Here is a 23,979-nt window from a genome sequence, read left to right as displayed (position 1 = left end):
CACCTCACATCACTCAATAAAAACAGCGCGAACGCCTCGCTTGAGGTCAATCGTCACTGTGCTTCTAACGCGGTTGGTGCGATGGAATGGCAGAAAGTTCGATGGTCACCCGAAAATTGCCGAATAGCGTCGCCACTGATCCTTTTCCGTTTGCACCGGGTGGGGCATAGCTGGTATCTGTATGCATAACCAGTATTCGCTAGCCATGGCCCTTTTGCCCGTGATTGTAAATCCTCTCGACGACCCGTTCTATTACTTGAACAACTTCATGCAAGTGCTTGATTGGCTTGAGCATCGTTATGCCGATGTACTCAGCATCGAAGAACAGGACTTCATCCGCGACTTCAATCGGCTGCCCCGCGAGCCCCGGGCCTTGCTGGTCAGAATGGTGATGCGCAAGGGCGTGCATTTCAGGGCCGGCAAACTGAGTTACGTCGAGATCGGCGACATCGCCAGCGCCGCGGCGCCGCTGCTGGCATTGGGCTGGATCGATGATCAGTTGCCATTGCCCATCGAGGAGGTGTTCGAAGTGCTGCTCAAGGCCGAGATTCTCCAGTGTTTTGGCGCAGCCATCGATCAACCGAAAGGCAAGAAGAGCGATTGGCTGCCGGCCCTGAGCGAGCAGTTTCACCAAGCGCAACGTTTTGCCCAGTGGTGCCCGGCACTGGATGACCGATTATTCAACCTGACCATCATGGGCCTGTGCGACCGCCTGCGCCTGATGTTCTTCGGCAACCTTTACCAGGACTGGTCGGAGTTCGTTCTGGCCGACCTTGGCATCTACACCTACGAGAAAGTCGAGTTTTGCGCCGAATCCCGAGGCTTGCGCAGTCGCGAGGACGTCGACGCGTGCCTGTTCCTGCACAGCTGCCAGCAGCGTTTCGAGGCCGGTGAAGACGTGGCGGCGATCGTCGAGCAGATCAACGGGCTGGAACTCGCCAATCCCTGGCTGCAAAGACGTCGGGGCAAGCTGCTGTTCCAGATCGCTCAGCACTGCGAACGCCTCGCGGATTTTTCCACCGCCCTGGGCCTCTACCGCGATTGCGCCTACCCCGGCGCGCGTCTGCGGCTGATTCGCGTGCTGGAGCGCTGTGGTGAATTTCAACTGGCCATGGATTTGGCCGCACACGCCGAGCAAGCCCCGGAAAGCGCCACCGAGCATCAGCATTTATTGCGTGTGCTGCCCAGACTGCGGCGCAAACTGGGCGGGCCGCCGATCAAGCGGCCAGCCCCGCGGGCCATGCAGCGTCTGGACTTGCAATTGCCCCGGCACGATCCGGCCTTGTCGGTGGAGTATTACGTTCAAGCGCACCTGGCGGACGAGTCGGCGCCGGTGCATTACGTCGAGAACAGCCTGATCAACTCGCTGTTCGGGCTGCTGTGCTGGCCGGCGATCTTCGCCCCGTTGCCGGGGGCGTTTTTCCACCCGTTCCAGCGCGGGCCCGTGGACCTGCACAACGAAGATTTCCATGCGCGGCGCGCGGATCTGTTCCAGGCCTGCCTCGATGAACTTGATGACGGGCGTTACGCCCAGACCATCCGCGAGCGATACAACGCCAAGTGGGGCGTGCAGTCACCGTTCGTATTCTGGGGCGTGCTGAGCGAGGAACTGCTGGAGCAGGCGCTCGACTGTCTACCCGCCGAACACCTCAAGCACTGGTTCAATCGACTGCTGCTCGACATCAAGGCCAACCGCGCCGGCATGCCGGACCTGATCCAGTTCTGGCCGCAACACAAAACCTACCGAATGATCGAAGTCAAAGGCCCCGGCGATCGCCTGCAAGACAATCAATTGCGCTGGCTGGAGTTTTGTCACGAGCACCAGATGCCTATTGCCGTTTGCTACGTGCAATGGGCGGAGCAGGGCGCTTGAGCTACAGCATCGCGGTGCGGGCGTTGTGTGAATTCACCGCCAAGGTCGGCGACCTCGACCTGCGTTTCACCCCGTCGCCGACCGCGCTGGAAGGCATCGTCGGGCATCGCACCGTCGCGTCACGACGCTGCGAGGGTTACCAGAGTGAGGTCGCGCTCGAGGGCCAGTATCGAACCTTGACCGTGAAAGGCCGGGCGGATGGCTACGATCCGGCGCAAAACTGCCTCGAAGAAATCAAAACCTACCGTGGCGATCTGAGTAAACAACCGGCCAACCACCGACAGCTGCACTGGGCGCAGGCGAAAGTCTATGGCTGGTTGATGTGCCAGAAACTGGATCTGGCGCAGATCGACTTGGCGCTGGTGTACTTCGACATCGTCAGCGAGAAGGAAACCCGTCTGGTCGAGGCCTTCAACGCCGCCGACTTGCAGCGGTTCTTCGAGCGCCACTGCGGGTTATTCCTGCACTGGGCCGAGCAGGAAATGGCCCATCGCGAGGGGCGTAATCTGGCGGCGCAACGGTTGGCATTTCCCCATGCCGATTTTCGACCCGGCCAACGGCATCTGGCCGAATCGGTGTTCAAGGCTGTCAGCACCGGTCGCTGCCTGATGGCCCAGGCGCCGACCGGGATCGGCAAGACCATCGGCACGCTGTTCCCGATGCTCAAGGCCCTGGCGCCGCAGCAATTGGACAAGGTGTTTTTCCTCACGGCGAAAACTCCGGGGCGCAAATTGGCGCTGGATGCGGCTCAGGTCATCCTCGACAGCGCCGACGCTCCGCCCTTGCGAGTCCTCGAGATGATTGCCCGGGACAAGGCGTGCGAGCACCCGGACAAGGCCTGCCATGGCGAATCCTGCCCGTTGGCCCAGGGTTTTTATGATCGTCTGCCGGCCGCGCGTCAGGCCGCTCGCCAATTGAGCCTGCTGAACCAGAGTGCCTTGCGCGAAGTTGCCCTGCAGCACGAGGTTTGTCCTTATTACCTGAGCCAGGAAATGGCCCGATGGGCGGACGTGGTGGTCGCCGACTACAACTACTATTTCGACTTCAGCGCGTTGCTGTTCGGGCTGGCCCAGGCCAATAACTGGAACGTCGCGGTGCTGGTGGACGAAGCCCACAATCTGGTGGAGCGCGGTCGGCAGATGTACAGCGCCAGCCTCGACCAGGCAACGTTGAACAGCGTGCGAAAAACCGCGCCTGAGCCACTGAAGAGATCCTTGCAACGGGTCAATCGTGAATGGAATGCCCTGCATGATCAGCAACTCGGCCCCTATCAGGCCTACGACAAAGCCCCGGAAAAACTGCTTCAGGCGCTGTCCTTATGCTGCGCGAGCATCGGCGACTACCTGAACGATCATCCCCAAGGCCTGGACAGCGGATTGCAGAATTTTTACTTCGACATGCTGCAATTCGGCCGCGTGGCTGAACTGTTCGATGAGCATTTCCTGTTCGACATCAGCAAGCGCGACCTCGAGCGCAAACGCAACCTGTCGCAACTGTGCCTGCGCAACGTAGTGCCCGCCGGTTTCATTCGCCCGCGCCTGACCGCTGCGCGCAGCACGGTGTTGTTTTCCGCCACCCTGAGCCCCCAGCGCTATTACACCGATTTGCTGGGAACACCGACGAACACGGTCTGGATCGACGTCGAATCGCCATTTCACGCCGATCAACTGCATGTGCACATCGTCAGCCAGATCTCCACGCGGTTCGTCCACCGTCAGGCGTCCCTTGAGCCCATCGTCGAGCTGATTGCCAAACAATTCGCCCAGCGCCCCGGCAACTATCTGGCGTTTTTCAGCAGCTTCGACTACTTGCAGCAAGTGGCGCAGTTGCTGGCCGAGCGGCATCCGCACATCACGCTGTGGTCGCAGTCCCGGGGAATGGGGGAAGGGCCGCGTCAGGCGTTTCTCGATCAATTCACCGTCCATAGTCAGGGCATAGGGTTTGCGGTGCTGGGTGGAGCATTCGGCGAAGGCATCGATTTACCCGGCGCGCGGTTGATTGGTGCATTCATTGCCACCCTGGGGCTGGCGCAACTCAATCCGGTCAACGAACAGATGAAACAGCGCATGGCGGCGATTTTCGGGGCTGGTTATGACTACACCTACCTGTTTCCGGGTGTGCAGAAAGTGGTGCAAGCGGCGGGGCGAGTGATCCGCACCCGGCAGGATCAAGGGGTAGTGATGCTGATCGATGACCGGTTTGGTGAGAGCAAGGTCAAGCAATTGCTGCCGCGCTGGTGGACCGTTGATGCAACGCGGTGACTTGCCAGAAAGCGTGGACGACGACGCAGGAGCTGCTACGCCAGCTCCTGCATTTGATCGTTGTTGCCGCAGGAGTCAGCGGTTACGCAAACTACGCTCCATCCGCGCGATCCCTTCTTCCAGCAGCGCCCGTGGGCAGCCGAAGTTCAGGCGCACGAATTGCCGGGCGTTATCGCCGAAATCCAGCCCCGCGCTCAACCCGACCTTCGCTTGTTCAAGGAAGAACTGCTGCGGGTTGTCCAGCCCCAGCGCCGTGCAGTCGAGCCACGCCAGATAAGTGCCCTGGGGTATGTTCATGGTCACGCCCGGCAACCGCGTGCGAACCGCCTCCACCAGATAATCGCGATTGCTTTGCAGGTAGGCCATGAGCCCGTTCAGCCACGGGCCGCCTTCGCTGTAGGCGACGCGGGTGGCTTCCATGCCCAACGGGTTGACGCTGTCGACCATGCCGCAGCGGGCGCTGTTGACCCGATGGCGCAGCGCCGCGTCCTGAATGATCATGAACGAAGTCTTCAGGCCGGCGATGTTGTAAGCCTTGCTCGCCGACATCAGGGTGATGGTGCGTTTGGCGATTTGCGGGCTGAGCGAGGCGATCGGAATGTGCACACGCCCGTCGAAGCACAGTTCGGCGTGAATCTCGTCGGAGATGATCCAGGCGTCCTGTTCCAGGCAGATGTCGGCGACTGCTTGCAGTTCTTCGCGTGGGAAGACCTTGCCCAGCGGGTTATGCGGGTTGCTCAGCAGCAACGCGCCGCCACCTTGCAGCGCCTGGCGCAAGGCATCGAGTGGCGTGGCATACGTACCATCGGCCAACACGTCGAAGTCCAGTTCGACTTTGTTCAACTGCCAGTGGCCCGGCGCATGGCGCAGCGGCGGGTAATTCGGCGTCTGCACGACCACGTTCTGCTGCGGCTGAACCAGCGCATGCAGGGCCATGTTGAAACCCGACTCGACACCCGGCAGGAAGATCAACTCCTGGGGCTGTACGCGCCAGGCGTACTTGTTCCACAAGTCGGCGACGATGGCGTCACGCAAGTTGTCCTGGGCCACGCTGTAACCGAGCATCGGGTGTTCCAGGCGTTGTTGCAGGGCCTGGATGATCGCTGGCGGCGCGGCAAAATCCATGTCGGCGACCCACATCGGCAACACGTCGGCCGGGTAACGGCTCCATTTGGTACTGCCGGTGCCATGGCGGTCGAACACCTGATCAAAATCGAAAGTCATGCTCAGTCTCATAAAAGGCGGGGGTGAATCCGGTGGCCATGATAAGCGCCAACCTCTGTGGGAGCGAGCCTGCTCGCGATGAGGCCATCACAGCCAGCGTTGATGTTGCCTGGCCAACCGCTATCGCGAGCAGGCTCGCTCCCACATTAATTGTGTGTCCGGCTGGCTTGCGGTATTACCCGACGGTCGGTTTTTCCACAGCACAAAACAGCATTGTCTACAGTTTAAAGTGGCGGTAGTTCCGTTGCCGTCACCGTGATCGTCCAGAAAAATCCGGCCAACGCACCGGGTTTCCACCTGATCAGGAGTGCACGATGGACCTCAACCGTCGTCAGTTCTTCAAGGTCGCAGGTATCGGCCTTGCGGGCTCAAGCCTCGGCGCGCTGGGCATGGCCCCGATGCCAGCCTTCGCCGAACAAGTGCGTCATTTCAAGCTCGCCCATACCCATGAAACCCGCAACACCTGCCCGTACTGCTCGGTCGGTTGCGGCTTGATCATGTACAGCCAGGGCGACAATGCGAAGAATGTCGCCCAGAGCATCATCCACATCGAAGGCGATGCCGACCACCCGGTCAATCGCGGCACCCTCTGCCCCAAAGGCGCGGGCCTGCTCGATTTCATTCACAGCCCCAGCCGTCTTCAGTACCCGCAGATGCGCAAGCCTGGCACCAAGGAGTGGGTACGAATCTCCTGGGATGAAGCGCTGGATCGCATCGCCGACCTGATGAAGGCCGACCGCGACGCCAACTTCATCGAAAAGAACGCCCAGGGGCAAACGGTGAACCGCTGGCTGACCACCGGTTTTCTCGCGGCGTCGGCCTCGTCCAACGAAGCGGGTTACATCACCCACAAGGTGATTCGCAGTCTCGGCATGCTGGGGTTCGATAACCAGGCACGTGTCTGACATGGCCCGACGGTGGCAAGTCTTGCCCCGACGTATGGCCGTGGTGCCATGACCAACCACTGGACCGATATCGCCAACGCGAATCTGGTTCTGGTGATGGGTGGCAACGCAGCAGAAGCGCACCCTTGCGGTTTCAAATGGGTCACGGAAGCCAAAGCCCACAACAAGGCGCGGCTGATTGTGGTCGACCCGCGTTTCACCCGTACGGCCTCGGTAGCGGACTATTACGCGCCGATCCGTACCGGCACCGACATCGCCTTCATGGGCGGGCTGATCAACTACTTGCTGACCGAAGACAAGATCCAGCACGAATACGTGCGGGCCTATACGGACGTGTCGTTCATCGTCAAGGCCAACTACGGTTTCGAGGACGGGTTGTTCAGCGGTTACGACGCGAGCAAGCGTACTTACACCGACAAGTCCGGCTGGGGCTACGAAATCGGCGAGGACGGTTTTGCCAAAGTCGACCCGACCTTGCAGGACCCACGCTGCGTCTACCAATTAATGAAGCAGCATTACAGCCGTTACACCCTGGAGCTGGCCAGTCAGGTCTGCGGCATGCCCACGGACGCGATGCAGAAAATCTGGGAAGAGATCGCCACCTGCTCGCAACCGGGCAAGACGATGACGATTCTCTACGCCCTGGGTTGGACCCAGCATTCGACCGGCTCGCAGATGATCCGCAGCGCGGCCATGGTGCAACTGCTGCTGGGCAACGTCGGCATGCCGGGCGGGGGCGTCAACGCCTTGCGTGGGCACTCCAACATTCAGGGCCTGACCGACCTGGGCTTGCTGTCCAACCTGCTGCCGGGTTACCTGACCCTGCCGGCCGAGGCCGAACAGGACTACAACGCATACATCGCCAAGCGCGCACTCAAACCGCTGCGTCCCGGGCAGATGTCCTACTGGCAGAACTACGGCAAATTTCACGTCAGCCTGATGAAGGCCTGGTACGGCGCCAATGCCACCGCCGAGAATCACTGGGGTTACGACTGGCTGCCGAAACTGGACATTCCCGGCTACGACATCCTGAAAATGTTCGACATGATGGGCAAGGGCCAGGTCAATGGCTACATGTGCCAGGGCTTCAACCCGATCGCCGCCTTGCCGGACAAGAACCGGGTGATGAAGGCGCTGGCCAAACTCAAGTGGCTGGTGGTGATGGACCCACTGGCCACCGAAACTTCGGAGTTCTGGCGCAACGTCGGGCCTTATAACGATGTGGAAACCGCCAACATCCAGACCGAAGTCATTCGTCTGCCCACCACCTGTTTTGCCGAAGAAAACGGCTCACTGGTCAACAGCGGCCGCTGGCTGCAATGGCACTGGAAGGGCGCCGATGGCCCGGGGCAGGCGCGCACAGACATAAAGATCATGGCCGAGCTGTTCCTGCGTCTGCGCCAGCGTTATCAGGCCAACGGCGGTGCCTGGGCCGAGCCGATCCTCAAGCTCGACTGGCCTTACAAAATGGCGGATGACCCGACGCCGGAAGAGCTGGCTCGGGAATTCAACGGCTACGCCATCGCCGATGTCACTGACGCCTCGGGCGCGGTGGTCAAGGCCGGTCAGCAGCTGTCCGGCTTCGGCCAACTCAAGGACGATGGCAGCACGGCGTCCGGTTGCTGGATTTTCTGCGGCAGCTGGACCGAGCAGGGCAACAACATGGCCCGACGTGACAACAGCGATCCTTTCGGTATGAAGCAGAACCTGGGCTGGGCCTGGGCCTGGCCGATGAACCGGAGGATTCTCTACAACCGCGCCTCCAGCGACCCTCAAGGCAAACCGTGGGACGCGAACAAACGGCTGGTGTGGTGGAACGGCAAGGTCTGGACCGGTACCGACGTGCCCGACTACAAGGCCGATGTGCCGCCGGAAGCCGGGATGAACCCGTTCATCATGAACCCCGAAGGCGTGGCACGTTTCTTCGCCCTCGACAAAATGAACGAAGGGCCGTTCCCGGAACATTACGAGCCGTTCGAGACGCCCATCGGCATCAACCCGATGCACCCCAACAACAAGCAGGCGACCAGCAACCCGGCCGGGCGGATCTTCGATTCGGTCTGGGACACTTTGGGGCAGGCCAAGGACTTCCCCTATGCGGCGACCAGCTACCGGCTGACCGAACATTTCCACTTCTGGACCAAGCATTGTCCGATCAATGCCGTGACCCAACCTGAGCAGTTTGTCGAAATCGGCGAGGTGCTGGCCAAGGAGAAGGGCATCGCTGCCGGTGACCGGGTGCGGGTTAGTTCCAAGCGCGGGCATATCGAAGCGGTGGCGGTGGTGACCAAGCGGATTCGTCCGCTGCAGGTCAACAATCAGGTGGTGCACCAGATCGGTATCCCGTTGCATTGGGGCTTCACCGGCGCCACCCGCCACGGTTACCTGACCAACACCCTGGTGCCGTTCCTCGGCGATGGCAACACACAGACCCCGGAATCCAAGTCATTCCTGGTCAACGTGGAGAAAATCTAAATGGCCAGCCAAGACATCATCGCCCGCTCGGCCACCACCACCGTGCCGCCCTCGGTGCGCACCCAAGAGGAAGTGGCCAAGCTGATCGACACCACCAAGTGCATCGGCTGCAAGGCCTGCCAGGTCGCCTGCTCGGAATGGAACGAGCTGCGTGACGATGTCGGTCACAACCTTGGCACCTACGACAACCCTCATGACCTGAGCGCAGACACCTGGACCTTGATGCGCTTCACTGAGCATGAAACCGACGCCGGCAACCTGGAATGGTTGATCCGCAAGGACGGTTGCATGCACTGCGCCGAACCCGGCTGCCTGGCGGCATGCCCGAGCCCCGGCGCGATCATCAAGCACGCCAACGGCATCGTCGATTTCGATCAGGACCACTGCATCGGCTGCGGGTATTGCATCACCGGTTGCCCGTTCAACATTCCGCGCATCTCGCAAAAGGACCACAAGGCCTATAAATGCACGCTGTGTTCGGACCGGGTGGCGGTGGGGCTGGAGCCGGCCTGCGTGAAAACCTGCCCGACCGGCGCCATCGTTTTCGGCACCAAGGAAGACATGAAGGAACACGCCGCCGAACGCATCGTCGACCTCAAGAGCCGCGGCTTCGACAACGCCGGCTTGTATGATCCCGAAGGGGTTGGCGGCACCCACGTCATGTATGTGCTGCACCATGCCGACACGCCCAGGCTGTATGCCGGGCTGCCGGATCACCCGGCGATCAGTCCACTGGTGGACCTGTGGAAAGGCCTGAGCAAACCCCTGGCGTTACTGGCCATGGGCGCGGCGGTGCTGGCCGGGTTCTTCCACTATGTGCGCGTCGGGCCGCAACTGGTCGAGGAAGACGAAAATCCAGTCATCGTCGACCCAGCGGTGCATGAATTCGATCCATCGGTGCACACCTTTGATCCGACGAAACCCGGCGGGGAGGACAGGCCGTGAACGACAAACCGATCCTGCGCTACACCTCCAACCAGCGCACCAATCACTGGCTGGTGGCGATTGTGTTTTTCATGGCCGCGCTGTCGGGGCTGGCCTTGTTTCATCCAGGGTTGTTCTGGCTCAGCAACCTGTTTGGCGGTGGTTCGTGGACGCGCATCTTGCATCCGTACATGGGCGTGGCGATGTTTGTGCTGTTCCTCGGCCTGGTGTTCAGTTTCTGGCGGGCGAATTACTTCATCGCCAACGACCGGTTGTGGCTCAGGCGCGTCGGGACTGTCATGCGTAACGAGGAGGAGGGCGTGCCGCCGATCGGCAAATACAATCCGGGACAGAAGCTACTGTTTTGGGTGTTGCTGATTTGCATGCTGGTGCTGCTGTTCAGCGGGCTGGTGATCTGGCGTGCCTGGTTCAGCGCGTACTTCGGCATCACCGGTATTCGCTGGGCGATGCTGCTGCATGCGCTGGCGGGGTTCATCCTGGTGCTAAGCATCATCGTTCACGTTTATGCCGGTATCTGGATTCGCGGCTCGGTCCACGCCATGGTGCGTGGCAGGGTCAGCCGCGCCTGGGCGAAAAAACACCATGAGCTCTGGTACCGGGAAGTGACCCAAGACGAAACGCCTGAGCGACCGATCACCAAAAAAGGATGACCCCTTGGCCACGATCCTCGAGCCTGGGCAGATAGAAGCGGCGGCGAGTTCACCGCCGTTTCTGTACCGGCCACCGAATAACTTGTTCACCTTGCGCGCGCTGCGCCTGGAACGCCTGGCCGACGGGCATCCCATGGCGGACTATCTGCGATTGATTGCGGGGCTGTGCCACGTTCAGCAGACCCTGATGGACGATCCGCCCGAGGCCGCCATGCCCGATCCCGAACGTCTTCGGGTGTGCGTGGAACATGGCTTGCCACCGTTCGCCGCCGACAGTCTGGTGCGCGAAAATGTTTGGCTACCCTTTCTCGAAGCCTTGTTGCAACGCTATCAGCCACCGTCACAATCAGCGGTAGAAAACGCCGTGGCGACGTTGCGCAGCGCCAACCCAGGCCTGCTCAAAGCGTGGGCGATTGCCTTGGTCAGCGGCCAGTATTCAATGCTGCCGGCAGCGCTGGTGCCGTTCCTCGGTGCAGCGCTGCAAGCCGCCTGGAGTCATTGGCTGCTGAGCTCACCCGACCTCGAACTCAAGCGCGGCGACAGCCTCAGCCAGTGCCCGGCCTGCGGTTCGCCGGCGATGGCCGGAGTGATTCGTCATCGCGGCAAATACAACGGTTTGCGTTATCTGGTGTGCTCGTTGTGCGCCTGCGAATGGCATGCGGTGCGGGTCAAGTGCGTGTATTGCGAACAGAGCAAGGGGCTTCAATACGTCAGCTTCGAGGATGACCGTCATGCTGCCAATCAGGCACCGTTGCGAGCGGAAGTCTGCCCCGGCTGCAACAGCTACCTGAAACTGATCTACCTGGAAAACGACGCCGAAGCCGAAGCACTCTCGGCGGACCTGTCCAGTCTGATGCTGGACATGCGCCTGGAGCAGGAAGGCTACCAGCGCCTATCGCCCAATCTGATGCTGGCACCGGGAGGTGACTGAGCTTATCCCTTTGAGCTTATCCCCCTAAGCCTATCCCTATGAGCCCAGCGGCTACACTCAGACGCGACAGTCAATCGCTTCCGGGAGCCTCTGATGTCTGCACCCTCCGCCAGCCAAGCCTTGCGGCTGCCCTCCATCGACAGCTTGCTGCGCCATCCCGCCTGCCAACCGCTGGCCGCGCGTTATGGGCGGGACGCGCTGCTGGCCGGCCTGCGGCAACTGCTCGATGACTTGCGCGAACCGGTGCTCAAAGGTGAACTCAATGCTGTTGAAATCACCCCCGACGTATTGGCGGGCAGGGCGGGTGAGCGTCTGGCGATCCAGCATCGCAGCCAGATCCGTCGGGTATTCAACCTCACCGGCACCGTGTTGCACACCAACCTCGGCCGCGCGTTATTGCCGGAAGAAGCCATTGAAGCGGTGCAACTGGCCGCCCGCTATCCACTCAATCTGGAATTCGACCTACACAGCGGTAAGCGCGGTGACCGGGACGACCTGATCGAAGGCCTGATCCGCGAACTGACCGGTGCCGAAGCGGTGACCGTGGTCAACAATAACGCGGCCGCCGTGTTACTCGCCCTCAACAGTCTGGGCGCGCGCAAGGAGGGCATTATTTCCCGTGGTGAACTGATCGAAATCGGCGGCGCTTTCCGCATTCCCGACATCATGGCCCGGGCCGGGGTCAAGCTGCGCGAAGTGGGCACTACCAACCGCACCCATGCCCGGGATTACGAGGCCGCCATCGGCCCGCGCAGTGGTCTGGTGATGCGGGTACACGCGAGCAATTACAGCATCGAAGGCTTCACCGCGAGAGTGCCGACGGCTGAGTTGGCCGAGCTGGCTCACCGCCACGGGATGCCGCTGCTCGAAGACCTGGGCAGCGGCAGCCTGCTGGATTTGACTCGCTGGGGTTTGCCTGCCGAACCGACGGTGCGCCAGGCGCTGCTCGATGGTGCGGACATCGTCACTTTCAGCGGTGACAAACTGCTCGGCGGGCCTCAGGCCGGGTTGATTGTCGGCCGCAAAGACCTGATCGCCAGGATCAAGAAGAATCCGCTCAAGCGTGCACTGCGGGTCGACAAACTGACCCTGGCCGCCCTCGAAGCCGTATTGGCGCTGTACCGCGATCCCGATCGGTTGGCCGAACGCCTGCCGAGCCTGCGCCTGCTGACCCGACCTCAAGCCGACATTCTCACCCAGGCCGAACGCCTGCAACCGTCACTGGCGCAGGTGTTAGGCGATGGCTGGAGCGTCAGCGCGGTGCCGGCGCTGGGCATGATCGGCAGCGGCAGCCAACCGGTGGCGCGACTGCCCAGTGCTGCGTTATGCCTGCGGCCCAACGTTTCCAAACGTCTGCGCGGGCGACGATTGCTGGGGCTGGAGGCTGCGTTTCGTCAGCTGCCGATTCCCGTGCTCGGTCGCATCGATGACGACGGATTGTGGCTGGACCTGCGCCAACTCGACGACGAAGCCGCGTGGCTGGCGCAACTCGATCAGTTGCAGGAGGAGGGCCGGGACGGGTGATTGTCGGCACGGCGGGGCACATCGATCACGGCAAGACCTCCTTGCTCCAGGCACTGACCGGGCAGGCCGGTGATCGTCGCCGCGAAGAGCGCGAACGCGGCATGACCATCGACCTCGGCTACCTCTACGCGGCACTGGAACCGGGCGCCGCCCTGACCGGTTTTATCGACGTACCCGGCCATGAGCGCTTCACCCACAACATGCTGGCCGGGGCTCAGGGGATTGATCTGGTGTTGTTGGTGGTGGCGGCCGATGACGGTGTCATGCCCCAGACCCGCGAACACTTGGCGATTGTCGAGTTGCTGGGCATTCCTCGGGCATTGATTGCAATCAGCAAATGCGACCGTGTCGATCCTGCTCGTGTGCACGCCGTCCGTGAACAGCTCGAAGCAATGCTCGCCCCCGGCCCTTATGCCGACGCGCCGCAAATCGCGCTGTCGAGCGTGACCGGCGAGGGTATCGAGACACTGCGTCAGGCCTTGCTGGATGCGCAACATGAGATGCTTCAACGCAGCGTCAGTGGCGGCTTTCGTCTGGCGATTGATCGGGCTTTCAGCGTGGCCGGCGCCGGTATCGTGGTGACTGGCACCGCGTTGTCCGGCCTGGTGGCCGTGGGCGATACGCTGATGTTGAGCCCGCTGGGCAAACCCGTACGGGTGCGGGGCCTGCATGCACAAAATCAGGCAGCCGACAGCGCCACGGCCGGGCAGCGCGTTGCGCTGAACCTGAGTGCCGACCGTTTAGCCCTGGAGCAGGTTCACCGTGGTCATTGGCTGTTGGCTGAATGGCTGCATGCGCCGACCCAGCGTCTGGATATCGAGATGACCTTGTTGGCCAGCGAGGCGCGAAGCTTCGAGCACTTTCAGCCGGTGCACGTGCACCTCGGTACTCAGGATGTGACCGGGCGCGTGGCGTTGCTGGAGGGCGCCAGCCTGGCACCGGGGGAGCAGATGTTCGCGCAACTGCTGGTGAACGCGCCGATGTTGGCGGTGAAGGGCGACCGTTTGATCCTGCGCGACCAAAGTGCGCAACGCACCCTTGGCGGTGGCCGGGTACTGGACCCGTTCGCCCCGGCCCGACACCGCCGCAGCCCCGAGCGATTGGCACAGCTACAAGCGCTGGCCACCACGACCAGCCTGGAAGCGGCACTGCCGGCGCTGCTGGCCAACAGCGACACCGGCCTCGATCCGCAGCGTCTGGAGCGCCAGTTCAATCGTCCACGCGAAACCTGGGTGTTGCCCGATGACGTGCGTTTGATCGAGACGCGGCAGGGGCCGTTACTGTTCAGTGCTGTGCGCTGGGAAGCCCTGAAAGCACCGCTGCTGGAGCGCCTCGCACGCTTTCATCAACTCGAGCCGGATCAAATGGGACCGGACAGGGATCGCCTGCGTCGTTTCGCCGGCACCGCGCTGGACCGGCCGACCTTTGTCAGCCTGCTCGACGAATTGCTGGCCAGCGGTGCGATTGCCGCCAGCGGCCCATGGCTGCATTTACCCGATCATCAAGTGCGTTTGAGCGAGGACGACGAAACCCTGTGGCAGCAGCTACAGCCACTGTTCGAACAGGCGGGTTTCGATCCGCCGTGGGTGCGTGATCTGGCTAAAGCGACAGGCCATCAAGAGGCGGTCGTGCGCCTGTTGCTGCGCAAGATGGCGCGGCTGGGGTGGGTGCACCAAGTGGTCCGCGACCTGTTTTACACCGACACGCTGCTGCGCCGATTGGCGGCTATGCTGGTGCAACTGGCCAGCGATGAGCCGGTGATTCAGGTCGCCGCGTTTCGCGATGCCGTGGGCCTGGGGCGCAAGCGCAGCATTCAGATTCTTGAGTACTTCGACCGGCTCGGCCTGACCCGACGCTTTGGCGACCGGCGCCACATTCGGCTCGACAATGCACTGGCTCAACAAGCAACAGACTGAGATCAAGGAAGGCAATCGCGCCCGGTGGCGCGGCCGGGCTTCAAACCCGGTTGGGGACGGCATCCGTTCCCGGGCCGGTTCGACTCCGGCTGCCTTCCGCCATTTGGTAGAACACAGGGACAGGCGCAATCCCTGTGGGAGCGAGCTGCTCGCGATAGCGGTGTATCAGCTGATAGAAATGTTGAATGTGAGTCCGCCATCGCGAGCAGGCTCGCTCCCACAAGTTTGCGCACCTTAACTTACCGGCATTGGGGTTGCCCCCTCGCCACAGGCCTGCAGTTGTCATGCAATAGGGGCAGACAGACCATTGAAAGCACACCAACAAACACAACTATGACCTACGCTTATTCCAGACGCATGTTCAACGAACAGGGGCTCTCCCTGATCGAAAACAACAAAAACGGCTATCTGGAGACCACTCATGTTTGCACTGGCCCGTCGATTCAGCAGCAACCTCGCCGCGTTCATTACCGCCGCCGCGCTCGCATCCCCTGTTTTTGCGCTGGACACCGTCAAGTTCATGGCCCCGGGTTCGGTCGGTGGCGGTTACGACCAAACCGCACGGGTCTTGGGCAAAGCCATGGTCGAGGCGAAAACGGCCAAAGCCGTCACCTTCGAGAACAAGGGCGGTGCTGGCGGCACCCTGGGGTTGGCGCAATTTGCCAACGGCACCAAGGGCGACCCCGATGCCCTGATCGTGGTCGGTGCGATCATGGTCGCGTCCATCGAGCAGAACAAACCGCAAATCAGCTTGAAGGACGTGACACCGATCGCCCGGCTGTTTACCGAATACAACGTGATCGCCGTACGCGACGACTCCCCGTACAAAACCCTGGATGATTTGATCAAGGACTTCAAAGCCAACCCGTCCAGCATCAAATGGGGCGGTGGCTCCAAGGGGTCGATCGACCACATTGGCATCGCCGAACTGGCGAGCAAAATGGACGTCCCTGTCAACAAGGTGAATTACGTCGCCTTCGCCGGTGGCGGCGAAGTCGTCGCCGCGGTGCTGGGTGGCCACATCACGGTGATCACCGGCGGCTACGCCGAGCTTGCCAAATACGTCCAGTCCAAACAGTTCCGTTTACTCGCCATCGGCGCGCCCAACCGCGTTGAAGGCATCGACGCACCGACCCTCAAAGAGGCTGGCTACGACGTGACGATCGGCAACTGGCGGGGTGTTTACGGCGCCGCGGGCCTGACGCCTGAGCAGCGTAAAGAACTGACGGAAGCTGTCCTGACCGCCACCAAAAGCACCGTCTGGCAAGAAAATGTGAAAACCAACGCGTGGTCGCCGAGCATTCTGACCGGAGATGATTTCGGCAAATTCGTCGATGAAGAGCACGGACGCCTGCGCGCAATGCTGGTCAAGGTCGGGCTGCTTTGAGATGGCCGGGCGCTGGAGCGTAAAGCCTGCCCAACTGGCCATTGGCATCAGTGTCGTCGTCATCAGTGCGGTATTGGCGGTCGGCGCCTCGCGGTTTCCCCCCGAGATGGGGTTCGTCATCATGGGCGCCTATGTCTACCCCTACGCCGTCGCGGTGTTTCTGGGCGTCGTCGGTCTGTTGATGTGCTATGAGGCGCTCACCGGTGGTTTTCGCAACCTGCCCGATGACCACGAGACCACCCAGGCTCAGCCCGGCGGCAAGCTCGGGGCGACTTGGGTCACGGCGGGGCTGGTGGGTGTCGCGTTACTCATCGCCTACATCGGTTTCGTGTTAGCGGCCGCACTGCTGTTTGCCTGTTCGGCACGGGGCTTTGGCAGTCGCAGCCCGGTGCGGGACCTGGCCATCGGCATCGCCCTGACGCTGCCGATTTACTGGCTTTTCACCGCCGGGCTAGGGGTTTCCCTTCCGCCCTTGATCAACGCCTGGATCTGATCCGGGCCGAAGGAGGTCGACAAGGTGGACATTCTCTCGAGTCTGGCAACCGGCTTTGCTGGCGCGCTGGCGCCGATCAATCTGATGTGGGGTTTTATCGGCTGCCTGCTGGGCACCGCGATCGGTGTGTTGCCGGGGATCGGACCGGCGCTGACCGTGGCCTTGCTGCTGCCGATTACCGCCAAGGTCGATCCGACCGGGGCGCTGATCATGTTCGCCGGCATCTATTACGGCGCCCAGTTTGGCGGCTCCACCACCTCGATTCTGCTTAACACCCCAGGGGAATCGTCCTCCATGGTCACGGCCCTGGAAGGCAATCTCATGGCCCGCAACGGACGGGCAGGCCCGGCGCTGGCGACGGCCGCCATCGGCTCATTCGTGGCCGGCACCATCGCAACGATCTTGCTGACCCTGTTCGCGCCACTCGTGGCCACGCTGGCGCTGAAATTCGGGCCAGCGGAGTATTTCGCGATTCTGGTGCTGGCCTTCACCACGGTGTCGGCGGTACTCGGTGCGTCGATGCTGCGCGGTTTTGCCTCGTTGGGCATCGGGCTGACCATCGGTTTGATCGGCCTCGACTCGACTTCAGGCATTGCCCGCTACACCCTGGGGGTTCCGGAACTGGTCGATGGCATCGAAGTGGTGCTGGTCGCGGTGGGATTGTTTGCCGTCGGCGAGGCCTTGTACGGCGTGCTCTACCAAAAGGAAGAAACGGCCGGCCGACATCGCCTGACCTCGTTGTGGATGACCCGCGCCGACTGGAAACGCTCGGTGCCCGCGTGGTTACGGGGCACCTTGATCGGTTTTCCCTTCGGGTCGATTCCGGCCGGTGGCGCGGAAATTCCGACGTTCCTGTCCTATTCGACCGAACGCAAACTCAGCAAGTACCCGAAAGAATTTGCCGCCAGCAAAGGCGTGGGCGCCATCGAAGGCGTCGCCGGGCCCGAGGCGGCGAACAACGCGAGCGCCACCGGTTCGCTGGTGCCGCTGCTGACCCTGGGCATACCGACCTCCGCCACCGCGGCGATTTTGCTGGCCGCGTTCCAGAACTACAACCTGCAACCGGGGCCGTTGCTGTTCCAGACCTCGGGCGAACTGGTCTGGACGCTGGTGGCCTCCTTGTACATCGGCAACGTCATCCTGCTGGTGCTGAACCTGCCGTTGGTGGGGCTGTGGGTCAAACTCCTGCAGATTCCACGACCGTACCTGAACGCCGGGATTCTGGTGTTCGCCACCATCGGCGTGTATGGCATGCGCCACTCATCCTTCGACTTGTTTCTGATGCTGGGCATCGGTTGGGCCGGGGTGTTGATGCGGCGTTTCGACTTCCCCGTCGCCCCAGTGATCGTCGGCATGCTGCTGGGCCCGATGGCGGAAAAACAACTGCGTAACGCCTTGTCCATCAGTCAGGGCGACTGGATGATATTTGTGACACAACCGATTGCGGCGTCGGTTCTGGTGTTGACGTTGTTGGTGCTGCTGGTGCCGTACCTGCTGCATAAACGCGGGATCAAATTGCATGAGGATGATTGACGGATGCCCAACTCCGCAATGCGATCTGTAGCAGCAGCCGAAGGCTGCGTTCGGCTGCGTTCGGCTGCGTTCGGCTGCGCAGCAGTCGTGAGTCCAGCCAGAACGACTATCGAGTGGCGCACAAATTTTCCGGAAATTTCTGACAGAGTCTCTCGTTGCGACGATCGAGTACGCCTCTTATAGTTCCGGCTCGCGGCAAAATCCGCGACGATCTTGGCCGGTCGATAACCCAGGAAAACTCAATTAATCAGGAGCTACCTCAATGTCCGACCAAGTCATGCCCCGTTACCTCCCCATCGACACCTACGACGCCGAAACCCCGGTGCTCTTCATCAACACCCACAAAGAACTCAGCGACCTGGCCGCCTGCGCCATGCACCGCTTCACCGTGGTCCGCGACCTGACGGACACCTTGTCCAGCCTCAACCTCAAAGGCATTTCCGACTGTGACCTGCCCCCCCGGGCGGTGCATCTGCTGACGCGTGAAGGCTGTGCCGTGCTGGATGTGATTCAGGCTCGGGCGTTGCAGCGGGAGGAGGGGTTCAAGGCCGCTGTTTAGCGGTGTTTCATCTGACGCTATCGCGGGCTCGCTCCCACACTGAACCGTATCCACCTTGAGAACGCGGGCAAATGTGGGAGCGAGCCTGCTCGCGAATGGGCCTCAAGATCGCCAATGTTTAACTGACGAGCATTAACCTTGCTACACAGAGATCAGAGACGGAACGCTTGTCTCCCTACCAGTAACCATTTGCCATCCTGTTTCTGCCAGATCTGGAAGTTCTCGATTTCCGTGGGAACGATCTCGGCGCCCTTGATGGCCTGCGCCGAAAAATGATGGCGGACCAACGCCACATCACCTGATACGGTGATTGTCTGGTTCTGCATCTCTAGCGTTTTAAATGCGCTTTTGCCGGTTTCGATGTCGGCGATGAAGTCTTTCCTGTCCTGGATTTTCCCGCTGGAATGCCCGTAGGTAAGGTTCTCGGCGGTCAGCGCTTGCAGCTGTGGAATGTCCTTGTTCAGCATGGCTTGAGTCAGATGGTCTACCGCTGCGGCAACTTCCTTCTCGCCCGATGAAGGGGCGGCCGCCACATAGCCGCTGAACAGGCATAAAAAACCGATGAGCAGTTTCACTTTTTTCATGGCTAATTCCTTGTCCTTCTTCGACTTCTTCCCAATGGAATGGGCGGCCGATTTTCTCGCCGCGCATCCGCACCGGCTTTGGTCTGCACGTGCTTTACCCAAGCCGGCAGCATCTGCCGTTGGCGGTATCGGCTTTTATCGAGCTGGTGATGGAGAAGCTGAGGGTGGAGGCATTCCCGGCGCAAGGCGACACTCGTTAGGTCTGACCCTTCATGCATCAGCAGCGCTGTGCGAAAGCCCTCTATAATGCGCAGTCTTTGACGTATGTGCATTCAACTGCCCGGTATTTCCTTGAAACGCGATCTTCGACTTGCCACTTTTCTGATCTTTCTGGTGTGTGCCTCCGTGGTCCTGCTGACGGCCTGGCAGATATGGACCGCCCGACAGAACACTTTGAGTGACATCAAAACCGACACCTTGAACCTGACCCATGCACTCAACACTTACACCGAGGGCACCTTCAAGCAAAGTGAAGTGTTGCTGCTGGGCCTGACAGAGCGGATCGAGAAAGACGGCAGCGGCCCGGAACAGCTCGAGCGGCTGAACATGTTGATTGAGCAAGAGATGGATGCACTCCCGCAATTGAACAGCGTGGTGCTGTATGACGCCCAAGGGGACTGGGTATTCTCGACCAACAGGCCGTTTTCACCCAATAGCAACAACGCCGATCGTGCGTTCTTCCAGCATCACCGCGACACTGCGGACCGCGGCATCTTTATCGGCCCGGCGATTCTCAGCCGTGCCACGTGCGCCTGGGTGATTTCGGTCAGCCGACGGATCGATCACCCGGATGGCAGTTTTGCCGGGGTGATCGCCGCGACCATCAGCCTCGAACACTTCCTCAAACTTTATCGAAGCATTCACGTGGGGCAATTCGGCGCGATCAGCCTGACCTCAGGCGAAGGGCGCCTGCTGGTGAGGTATCCCTTTCAGGTGGAAGACATCGGTCGTGATTTGTCTCGTGCGCCCATATTTTCCGAGTACTTGCGCAACGCCTCATCAGGCACCGCGGACTTTGCTTCGACAGTCGATGGTGTCCATCGCCTCTATGCGTTCAAGAGAAGCGACCAATACTCCGTCGTGACGACGGTAGCGGTGGGCCAGGCCGAGGCGATGCAAGCATGGTTGAGCCAGACAAAACAATCTGTCGCGGTGGTGTTGCTGCTACTGGGACTCTTGGTTGCGTTGGGGCGCAGGTTGATTTCCCACATCAGTCGGCGTATCCGGGCAGAGAATAAATTACTCGCCACCCAGACCACGCTGATCGAGCTTAATCAGACACTGGAGATTCTCGCCAGTGAGGACACGCTCACCGGTCTCGCCAACCGCCGCCATTTCGATCAGTTTCTGGCTATCGAACTCAAACGCTCCAAGCGACTCGCAAGCCCTCTGTCACTGATCTTGATCGATGTGGATTTTTTCAAACGCTACAACGATCACTACGGGCATCTCGCGGGGGACGAATGTCTGCGCGTGATTTGTCAGGCGATCAAGCACTGTGTCCGTCGTCCAGGTGACATGACTGCTCGCTACGGCGGAGAAGAAATCGCCATTGTGATGCCCAATACGGACGGGCCTGGAGCTCGCACGGTGGCTGAGGCGATCCTGTCGGGTATCGCGGCCGAGGGATTGGCGCACCTGGCGAGTCCGTTCGGGATCGTGACCGTGAGCCTGGGGGTGGCGACTTATGTCGCCGACGGCAACGACCCTGATGACAAGTCACTGATCGGTCGTGCAGACCGCGCGCTTTACTCGGCAAAGTCGCAGGGTAGAAATCAGCTGAGCGTCGCGTGATCGAGGAGGCACCTGGAGGAAAGAACGAACGCAAGAACTGAAGCCGTGTTTTGTCGTTGTGATTGAGTGTGAGCAATCTGCACGCGGCGCAACTATCGGTTCAAGTAATAGTGACAATCAAGAAACGCAAGTTCTGCTTGGTCAGGTAAAGGCGGAAAATCGCCTCCATCGAAGACGCTGCTCAAGGAATTTGCGCGATGAAGACATTGACCCGACTGGCAATTGTCGCCCTGTTGATGGGCGGGGTTGTTACTGCTGCAACTGCCTGCGCAGACGACGCCCAACCGTGCCATTTTCTGCCCATCGCCGGCGCCAGCACCGGGTTGCAGCATTCGCAAACCGTGGGTGTGCTGTACAGCGAAAACACCCAGGACAACCTGCAATACCTTGAGCGTTACCACGATGTGGCGGTGAACGGCGCGCGCGATGCGCTGGATGCGCGGATTCGTGACGCGTTCATCAACAGCTCCGACCCGGAGCTGGCAATTGACTGGCTGATGAACTCGTTGCAGCAGCAGTTCCTGTCCGTCACGGTCTACGACAACCTCGATGCACTGGTGCGGGCCCATCCGGACGTGGTGGTGATGCTCGATACGCATAACCGCCTGCTGACCCAACGCAACAGTCAGGTCGAGGCCCGTTTCGCCGCGCGGTTCTACGACGCCAACCTGCAATACATCGGCAAGGCCGAAGGCGCCGTCGAGAAACAAATGCCTTCGGTCTGGGTACACAGCAGAGCTGCAGCCGAGATTGCCGCTCAGATTGACCAGCAACGCGACCTGCAACTAAGCGCCTTGAAGCAGTTCGATCACTCACTCAAGGCCCTGGTGACCGCTGGCTAGACACCAAAACCATAATCGCAACGACCGTGACGCCGAACCGTTGCTCAACGAAACAGACTTTTATTTCAGGACTTCACCGATGCGCCCTTTATTTGTTCCTGCCATGGCTTTCGCCACCTTGCTGCTCTCTGGTTGCACCTCCGCGCCGAACAACCCGACGCTGACCTTGCAGACGAAAAAAACGCCTGCCGAGTACGCTGATTGCGTGGTGCCGAAGTTGCAAGGCAGCGCACTGAGCCCGACCGTCTCGCAAACCCAACGCGGCTACCGGATCGTGGTGCCGAGCAAAGTCGCCGCGGACAACGTTCTGGAAGCCTACAAAGCCCCGAACGGCGGCAAGGTGTTTTTGTATGAGCGCCACTTGCTGGCGTCGAACTTCATGCCTTCGAGTTTCGAACGTGCCGCGCAGGAATGCCTGTAACCGCTTTTAAAAATGCTCCTTTGGTTGGCCGCAACCAACCAATTTTTTGCCCCGCGCCTCATTCGGTCGCGGGGCTTTTTTTTGCGTGCGGGTTCTGGTGGGCAATGGAGCTATGGCCAATCCATGGCCATGCATTGACTTCAGCTGTGTTGCCCGGCCGCGTGGCTGGCCTGGTTCCTGCTCCTGAAATGTGAGAATTGGTAGGCGATTGCCAACCAAATGAACCATGCGGGCATCACGCACAGTGCAAGGCGGGTGTCTGGCCGAAGGGCAAGCAGGCACAGCACAAATGCAAGGAATGCGAGGGAGAACCATGCCATCGGCACGCCACCAGGCATTTTGTACCGAGATTGTGCATGAAGATCGGGTCTTGTTTTGCGATAAGCGATGTAGGACGCCAGGATGGTCGACCAGGTAAAGATCACCAGGATGGCCGACACTGTCGACACGATGGTAAAGGCGGTCATGACTTCAGGGATGATGAACAGCAGCAGTACCCCCAGCAGCATCAGAAAGGTCGTGAAGGCCAGGCTGATAAGCGGAACACTGTTTTTCGAAAGCCGTCTGAAGATACCGGGGGCATTGCCCAGGTCGGCCAGGCCGAACAACATGCGGCTGGACGAGAAGACGCCGCTGTTGGCAGATGATGCCGCAGAGGTCAGCACCACAAAGTTCACAATGCCGGCCGCCGCTGGAAAACCCGCGATCAGGAACAGTTCGACAAAAGGACTTTTGTTGGGTGATACCTGCTGCCATGAGGTCACCGCGATGATGCAGACCAGGGACAGAACATAAAAAAGGATGATCCTGAGCGGTATGGAATTGATGGCTTTGGGCAACGTCTTTTCGGGCGACTTGGTTTCGGCGGCCGCGGTGCCGATCAATTCCGTGCCCGCGAACGAAAAGATCGCCATCTGAAAACCGGCGAAGAAGCCGAACAGGCCGTTGGGAAAGGCCGCCTGCTTGTCCAGCAGGTGCGTCAGGGAAGCCGCTACTCCCGTGGGTGAAACGAAGGAGCTGGCAATCAGCAGCACACTGACGCAGATCAGCGCGACGACTGCGATTATCTTGATGATCGCGAACCAGAATTCAACCTCGCCGAACAGTTTGACGGTGAGCACATTCAAGGCAAACAGGGTCAGCATCATGCCGATGGCGGGTATCCAGGCCGGTACATCAGGGAACCAGTATTGAAAGAAGCCCCCGACGACCACGGCATCTCCCACAACGGCCACGCTCCAGCTCAACCAGTATGACCAACCGAGAAAGAAGGCCGCACGCGGGCCGAGGTAGGCCCCGGCAAAGTCAGCAAAACTTTTGAAATTCAAGTTGGATAAAAGCAGCTCTCCCATGGCTCGCATGACGAAGTAAACAAAAAGACCGATGATCATATAGATAAGTATGATCGAGGTGCCGGACAGGGCGATGATCTTGCCGGAGCCCATGAACAACCCCGTACCAATGGCACCGCCCATGGCCATTAGTTGAATGTGGCGGTTGCTGAGTGTGCGCTGTAATGCGGGTTGTTCCGTTATTTGATGCGTATCTGATTTCATCACAAAACCTCTTGATTTTATGTTTTTGAGTTTTGGCAGAGAAATAGTGTGTGCGTTTTATTGTTGTAAATTCGCCGTTAGGCCTTGTCGATCAGGAAAGTGGTTA

General features: G+C 60.4%; 18 protein-coding genes, 1 tRNA gene and 1 pseudogene. 17 read left to right on the top strand and 3 right to left on the bottom strand.

Features of this window, described 5'->3' with window-relative positions; translation table 11 throughout:
• Positions 1–205 precede the first annotated feature (205 nt).
• Both QMK51_RS14450 and QMK51_RS14445 read left to right on the top strand, forming a co-directional pair.
• A complete protein-coding gene (locus QMK51_RS14450; RefSeq protein WP_320390640.1) occupies positions 206–1,873 on the top strand; it encodes a VRR-NUC domain-containing protein in 1,668 nt (555 codons plus the stop codon).
• Complete coding sequence (locus QMK51_RS14445; protein WP_320390639.1) at positions 1,870–4,134, top strand: ATP-dependent DNA helicase; 2,265 nt, start codon at positions 1,870–1,872, stop codon at positions 4,132–4,134. Before QMK51_RS14450 ends, QMK51_RS14445 begins: the two co-directional genes overlap by 4 nt.
• 75 nt (positions 4,135–4,209) lie before the next feature.
• Here QMK51_RS14445 and QMK51_RS14440 read toward each other — a convergent pair whose 3' ends face one another.
• Complete coding sequence (locus QMK51_RS14440) at positions 4,210–5,358, bottom strand: PatB family C-S lyase (protein ID WP_320390638.1); 1,149 nt, start codon at positions 5,356–5,358, stop codon at positions 4,210–4,212.
• Positions 5,359–5,672: 314 nt separating this feature from the next.
• Between QMK51_RS14440 and fdnG the strand changes: the two genes are divergently transcribed.
• From fdnG to QMK51_RS14385, 11 genes are all read left to right on the top strand, one after another.
• Positions 5,673–8,738 carry a formate dehydrogenase-N subunit alpha gene (gene fdnG / locus QMK51_RS14435; protein WP_320390637.1) on the top strand — a complete coding sequence of 1,022 codons (3,066 nt, stop codon included), beginning with the start codon at positions 5,673–5,675 and terminating at the stop codon, positions 8,736–8,738.
• Positions 8,739–9,683: a formate dehydrogenase subunit beta gene (fdxH, locus tag QMK51_RS14430; protein ID WP_320390636.1), complete on the top strand. Its 945-nt coding sequence runs from the start codon at positions 8,739–8,741 to the stop codon at positions 9,681–9,683. It begins immediately after the preceding gene.
• A complete protein-coding gene (locus tag QMK51_RS14425; protein WP_320390635.1) occupies positions 9,680–10,333 on the top strand; it encodes a formate dehydrogenase subunit gamma in 654 nt (217 codons plus the stop codon). The genes fdxH and QMK51_RS14425 overlap by 4 nt, the downstream gene beginning before the upstream one ends.
• A gap of 4 nt (positions 10,334–10,337) precedes the next feature.
• Positions 10,338–11,264 (top strand): formate dehydrogenase accessory protein FdhE, encoded by a 927-nt coding sequence (gene fdhE, locus QMK51_RS14420; protein WP_320390634.1) that lies wholly within the window; start codon positions 10,338–10,340, stop codon positions 11,262–11,264.
• 93 nt (positions 11,265–11,357) lie between these two features.
• Entirely contained in the window at positions 11,358–12,788 is a 1,431-nt protein-coding gene (gene selA, locus QMK51_RS14415; protein ID WP_320390633.1) for an L-seryl-tRNA(Sec) selenium transferase, read from the top strand.
• Positions 12,785–14,704 carry a selenocysteine-specific translation elongation factor gene (gene selB / locus QMK51_RS14410; protein WP_320390632.1) on the top strand — a complete coding sequence of 640 codons (1,920 nt, stop codon included), beginning with the start codon at positions 12,785–12,787 and terminating at the stop codon, positions 14,702–14,704. The genes selA and selB overlap by 4 nt, the downstream gene beginning before the upstream one ends.
• A gap of 6 nt (positions 14,705–14,710) precedes the next feature.
• Positions 14,711–14,806, top strand: a tRNA-Sec gene (locus tag QMK51_RS14405).
• 319 nt (positions 14,807–15,125) lie between these two features.
• A complete protein-coding gene (locus QMK51_RS14400; protein WP_320390631.1) occupies positions 15,126–16,091 on the top strand; it encodes a tripartite tricarboxylate transporter substrate binding protein in 966 nt (321 codons plus the stop codon).
• 1 nt (position 16,092) lies between these two features.
• Positions 16,093–16,584, top strand: coding sequence for a tripartite tricarboxylate transporter TctB family protein (locus QMK51_RS14395; protein WP_320390630.1), 492 nt, complete (start codon positions 16,093–16,095; stop codon positions 16,582–16,584).
• 24 nt (positions 16,585–16,608) lie between these two features.
• A complete protein-coding gene (locus tag QMK51_RS14390) occupies positions 16,609–18,117 on the top strand; it encodes a tripartite tricarboxylate transporter permease (protein ID WP_320390629.1) in 1,509 nt (502 codons plus the stop codon).
• A gap of 262 nt (positions 18,118–18,379) precedes the next feature.
• The gene (locus tag QMK51_RS14385) at positions 18,380–18,676 is read left to right on the top strand and encodes a hypothetical protein (RefSeq protein ID WP_320390628.1); all 297 of its coding nucleotides are present in this window, start codon (positions 18,380–18,382) and stop codon (positions 18,674–18,676) included.
• Between the two features lie 152 nt (positions 18,677–18,828).
• On the opposite strand, the gene QMK51_RS14380 is transcribed toward QMK51_RS14385, so the two are convergent.
• Positions 18,829–19,260, bottom strand: a complete 432-nt coding sequence (locus QMK51_RS14380) for a nuclear transport factor 2 family protein (RefSeq protein ID WP_320394520.1) — start codon at positions 19,258–19,260, stop codon at positions 18,829–18,831.
• A 68-nt stretch (positions 19,261–19,328) separates the two neighbouring features.
• On the opposite strand from QMK51_RS14380, the pseudogene QMK51_RS14375 reads away from it, so the two are divergent.
• From QMK51_RS14375 to QMK51_RS14360, 4 genes and pseudogenes are all read left to right on the top strand, one after another.
• A pseudogene (locus QMK51_RS14375) lies at positions 19,329–19,460 on the top strand (LysR family transcriptional regulator); the annotation flags it as partial.
• Positions 19,461–19,551: 91 nt separating this feature from the next.
• Positions 19,552–21,054: a sensor domain-containing diguanylate cyclase gene (locus QMK51_RS14370; RefSeq protein WP_320390627.1), complete on the top strand. Its 1,503-nt coding sequence runs from the start codon at positions 19,552–19,554 to the stop codon at positions 21,052–21,054.
• A gap of 197 nt (positions 21,055–21,251) precedes the next feature.
• Complete coding sequence (locus QMK51_RS14365) at positions 21,252–21,896, top strand: ATPase (RefSeq protein WP_320390626.1); 645 nt, start codon at positions 21,252–21,254, stop codon at positions 21,894–21,896.
• A gap of 79 nt (positions 21,897–21,975) precedes the next feature.
• A complete protein-coding gene (locus QMK51_RS14360; RefSeq protein ID WP_320390625.1) occupies positions 21,976–22,317 on the top strand; it encodes a hypothetical protein in 342 nt (113 codons plus the stop codon).
• A 140-nt stretch (positions 22,318–22,457) separates the two neighbouring features.
• On the opposite strand, the gene QMK51_RS14355 is transcribed toward QMK51_RS14360, so the two are convergent.
• Entirely contained in the window at positions 22,458–23,873 is a 1,416-nt protein-coding gene (locus tag QMK51_RS14355) for an amino acid permease (RefSeq protein ID WP_320390624.1), read from the bottom strand.
• Between the last annotated feature and the right edge of the window lie 106 nt (positions 23,874–23,979).

Origin of the sequence: Pseudomonas sp. P9_31 (assembly GCF_034008235.1) — a bacterium.
Classification (GTDB): Bacteria; Pseudomonadota; Gammaproteobacteria; order Pseudomonadales; family Pseudomonadaceae; genus Aquipseudomonas.
The sequence above is the reverse complement of the archived record's forward strand: the minus strand, read 5'-3'. Positions and strand labels throughout refer to the sequence as shown.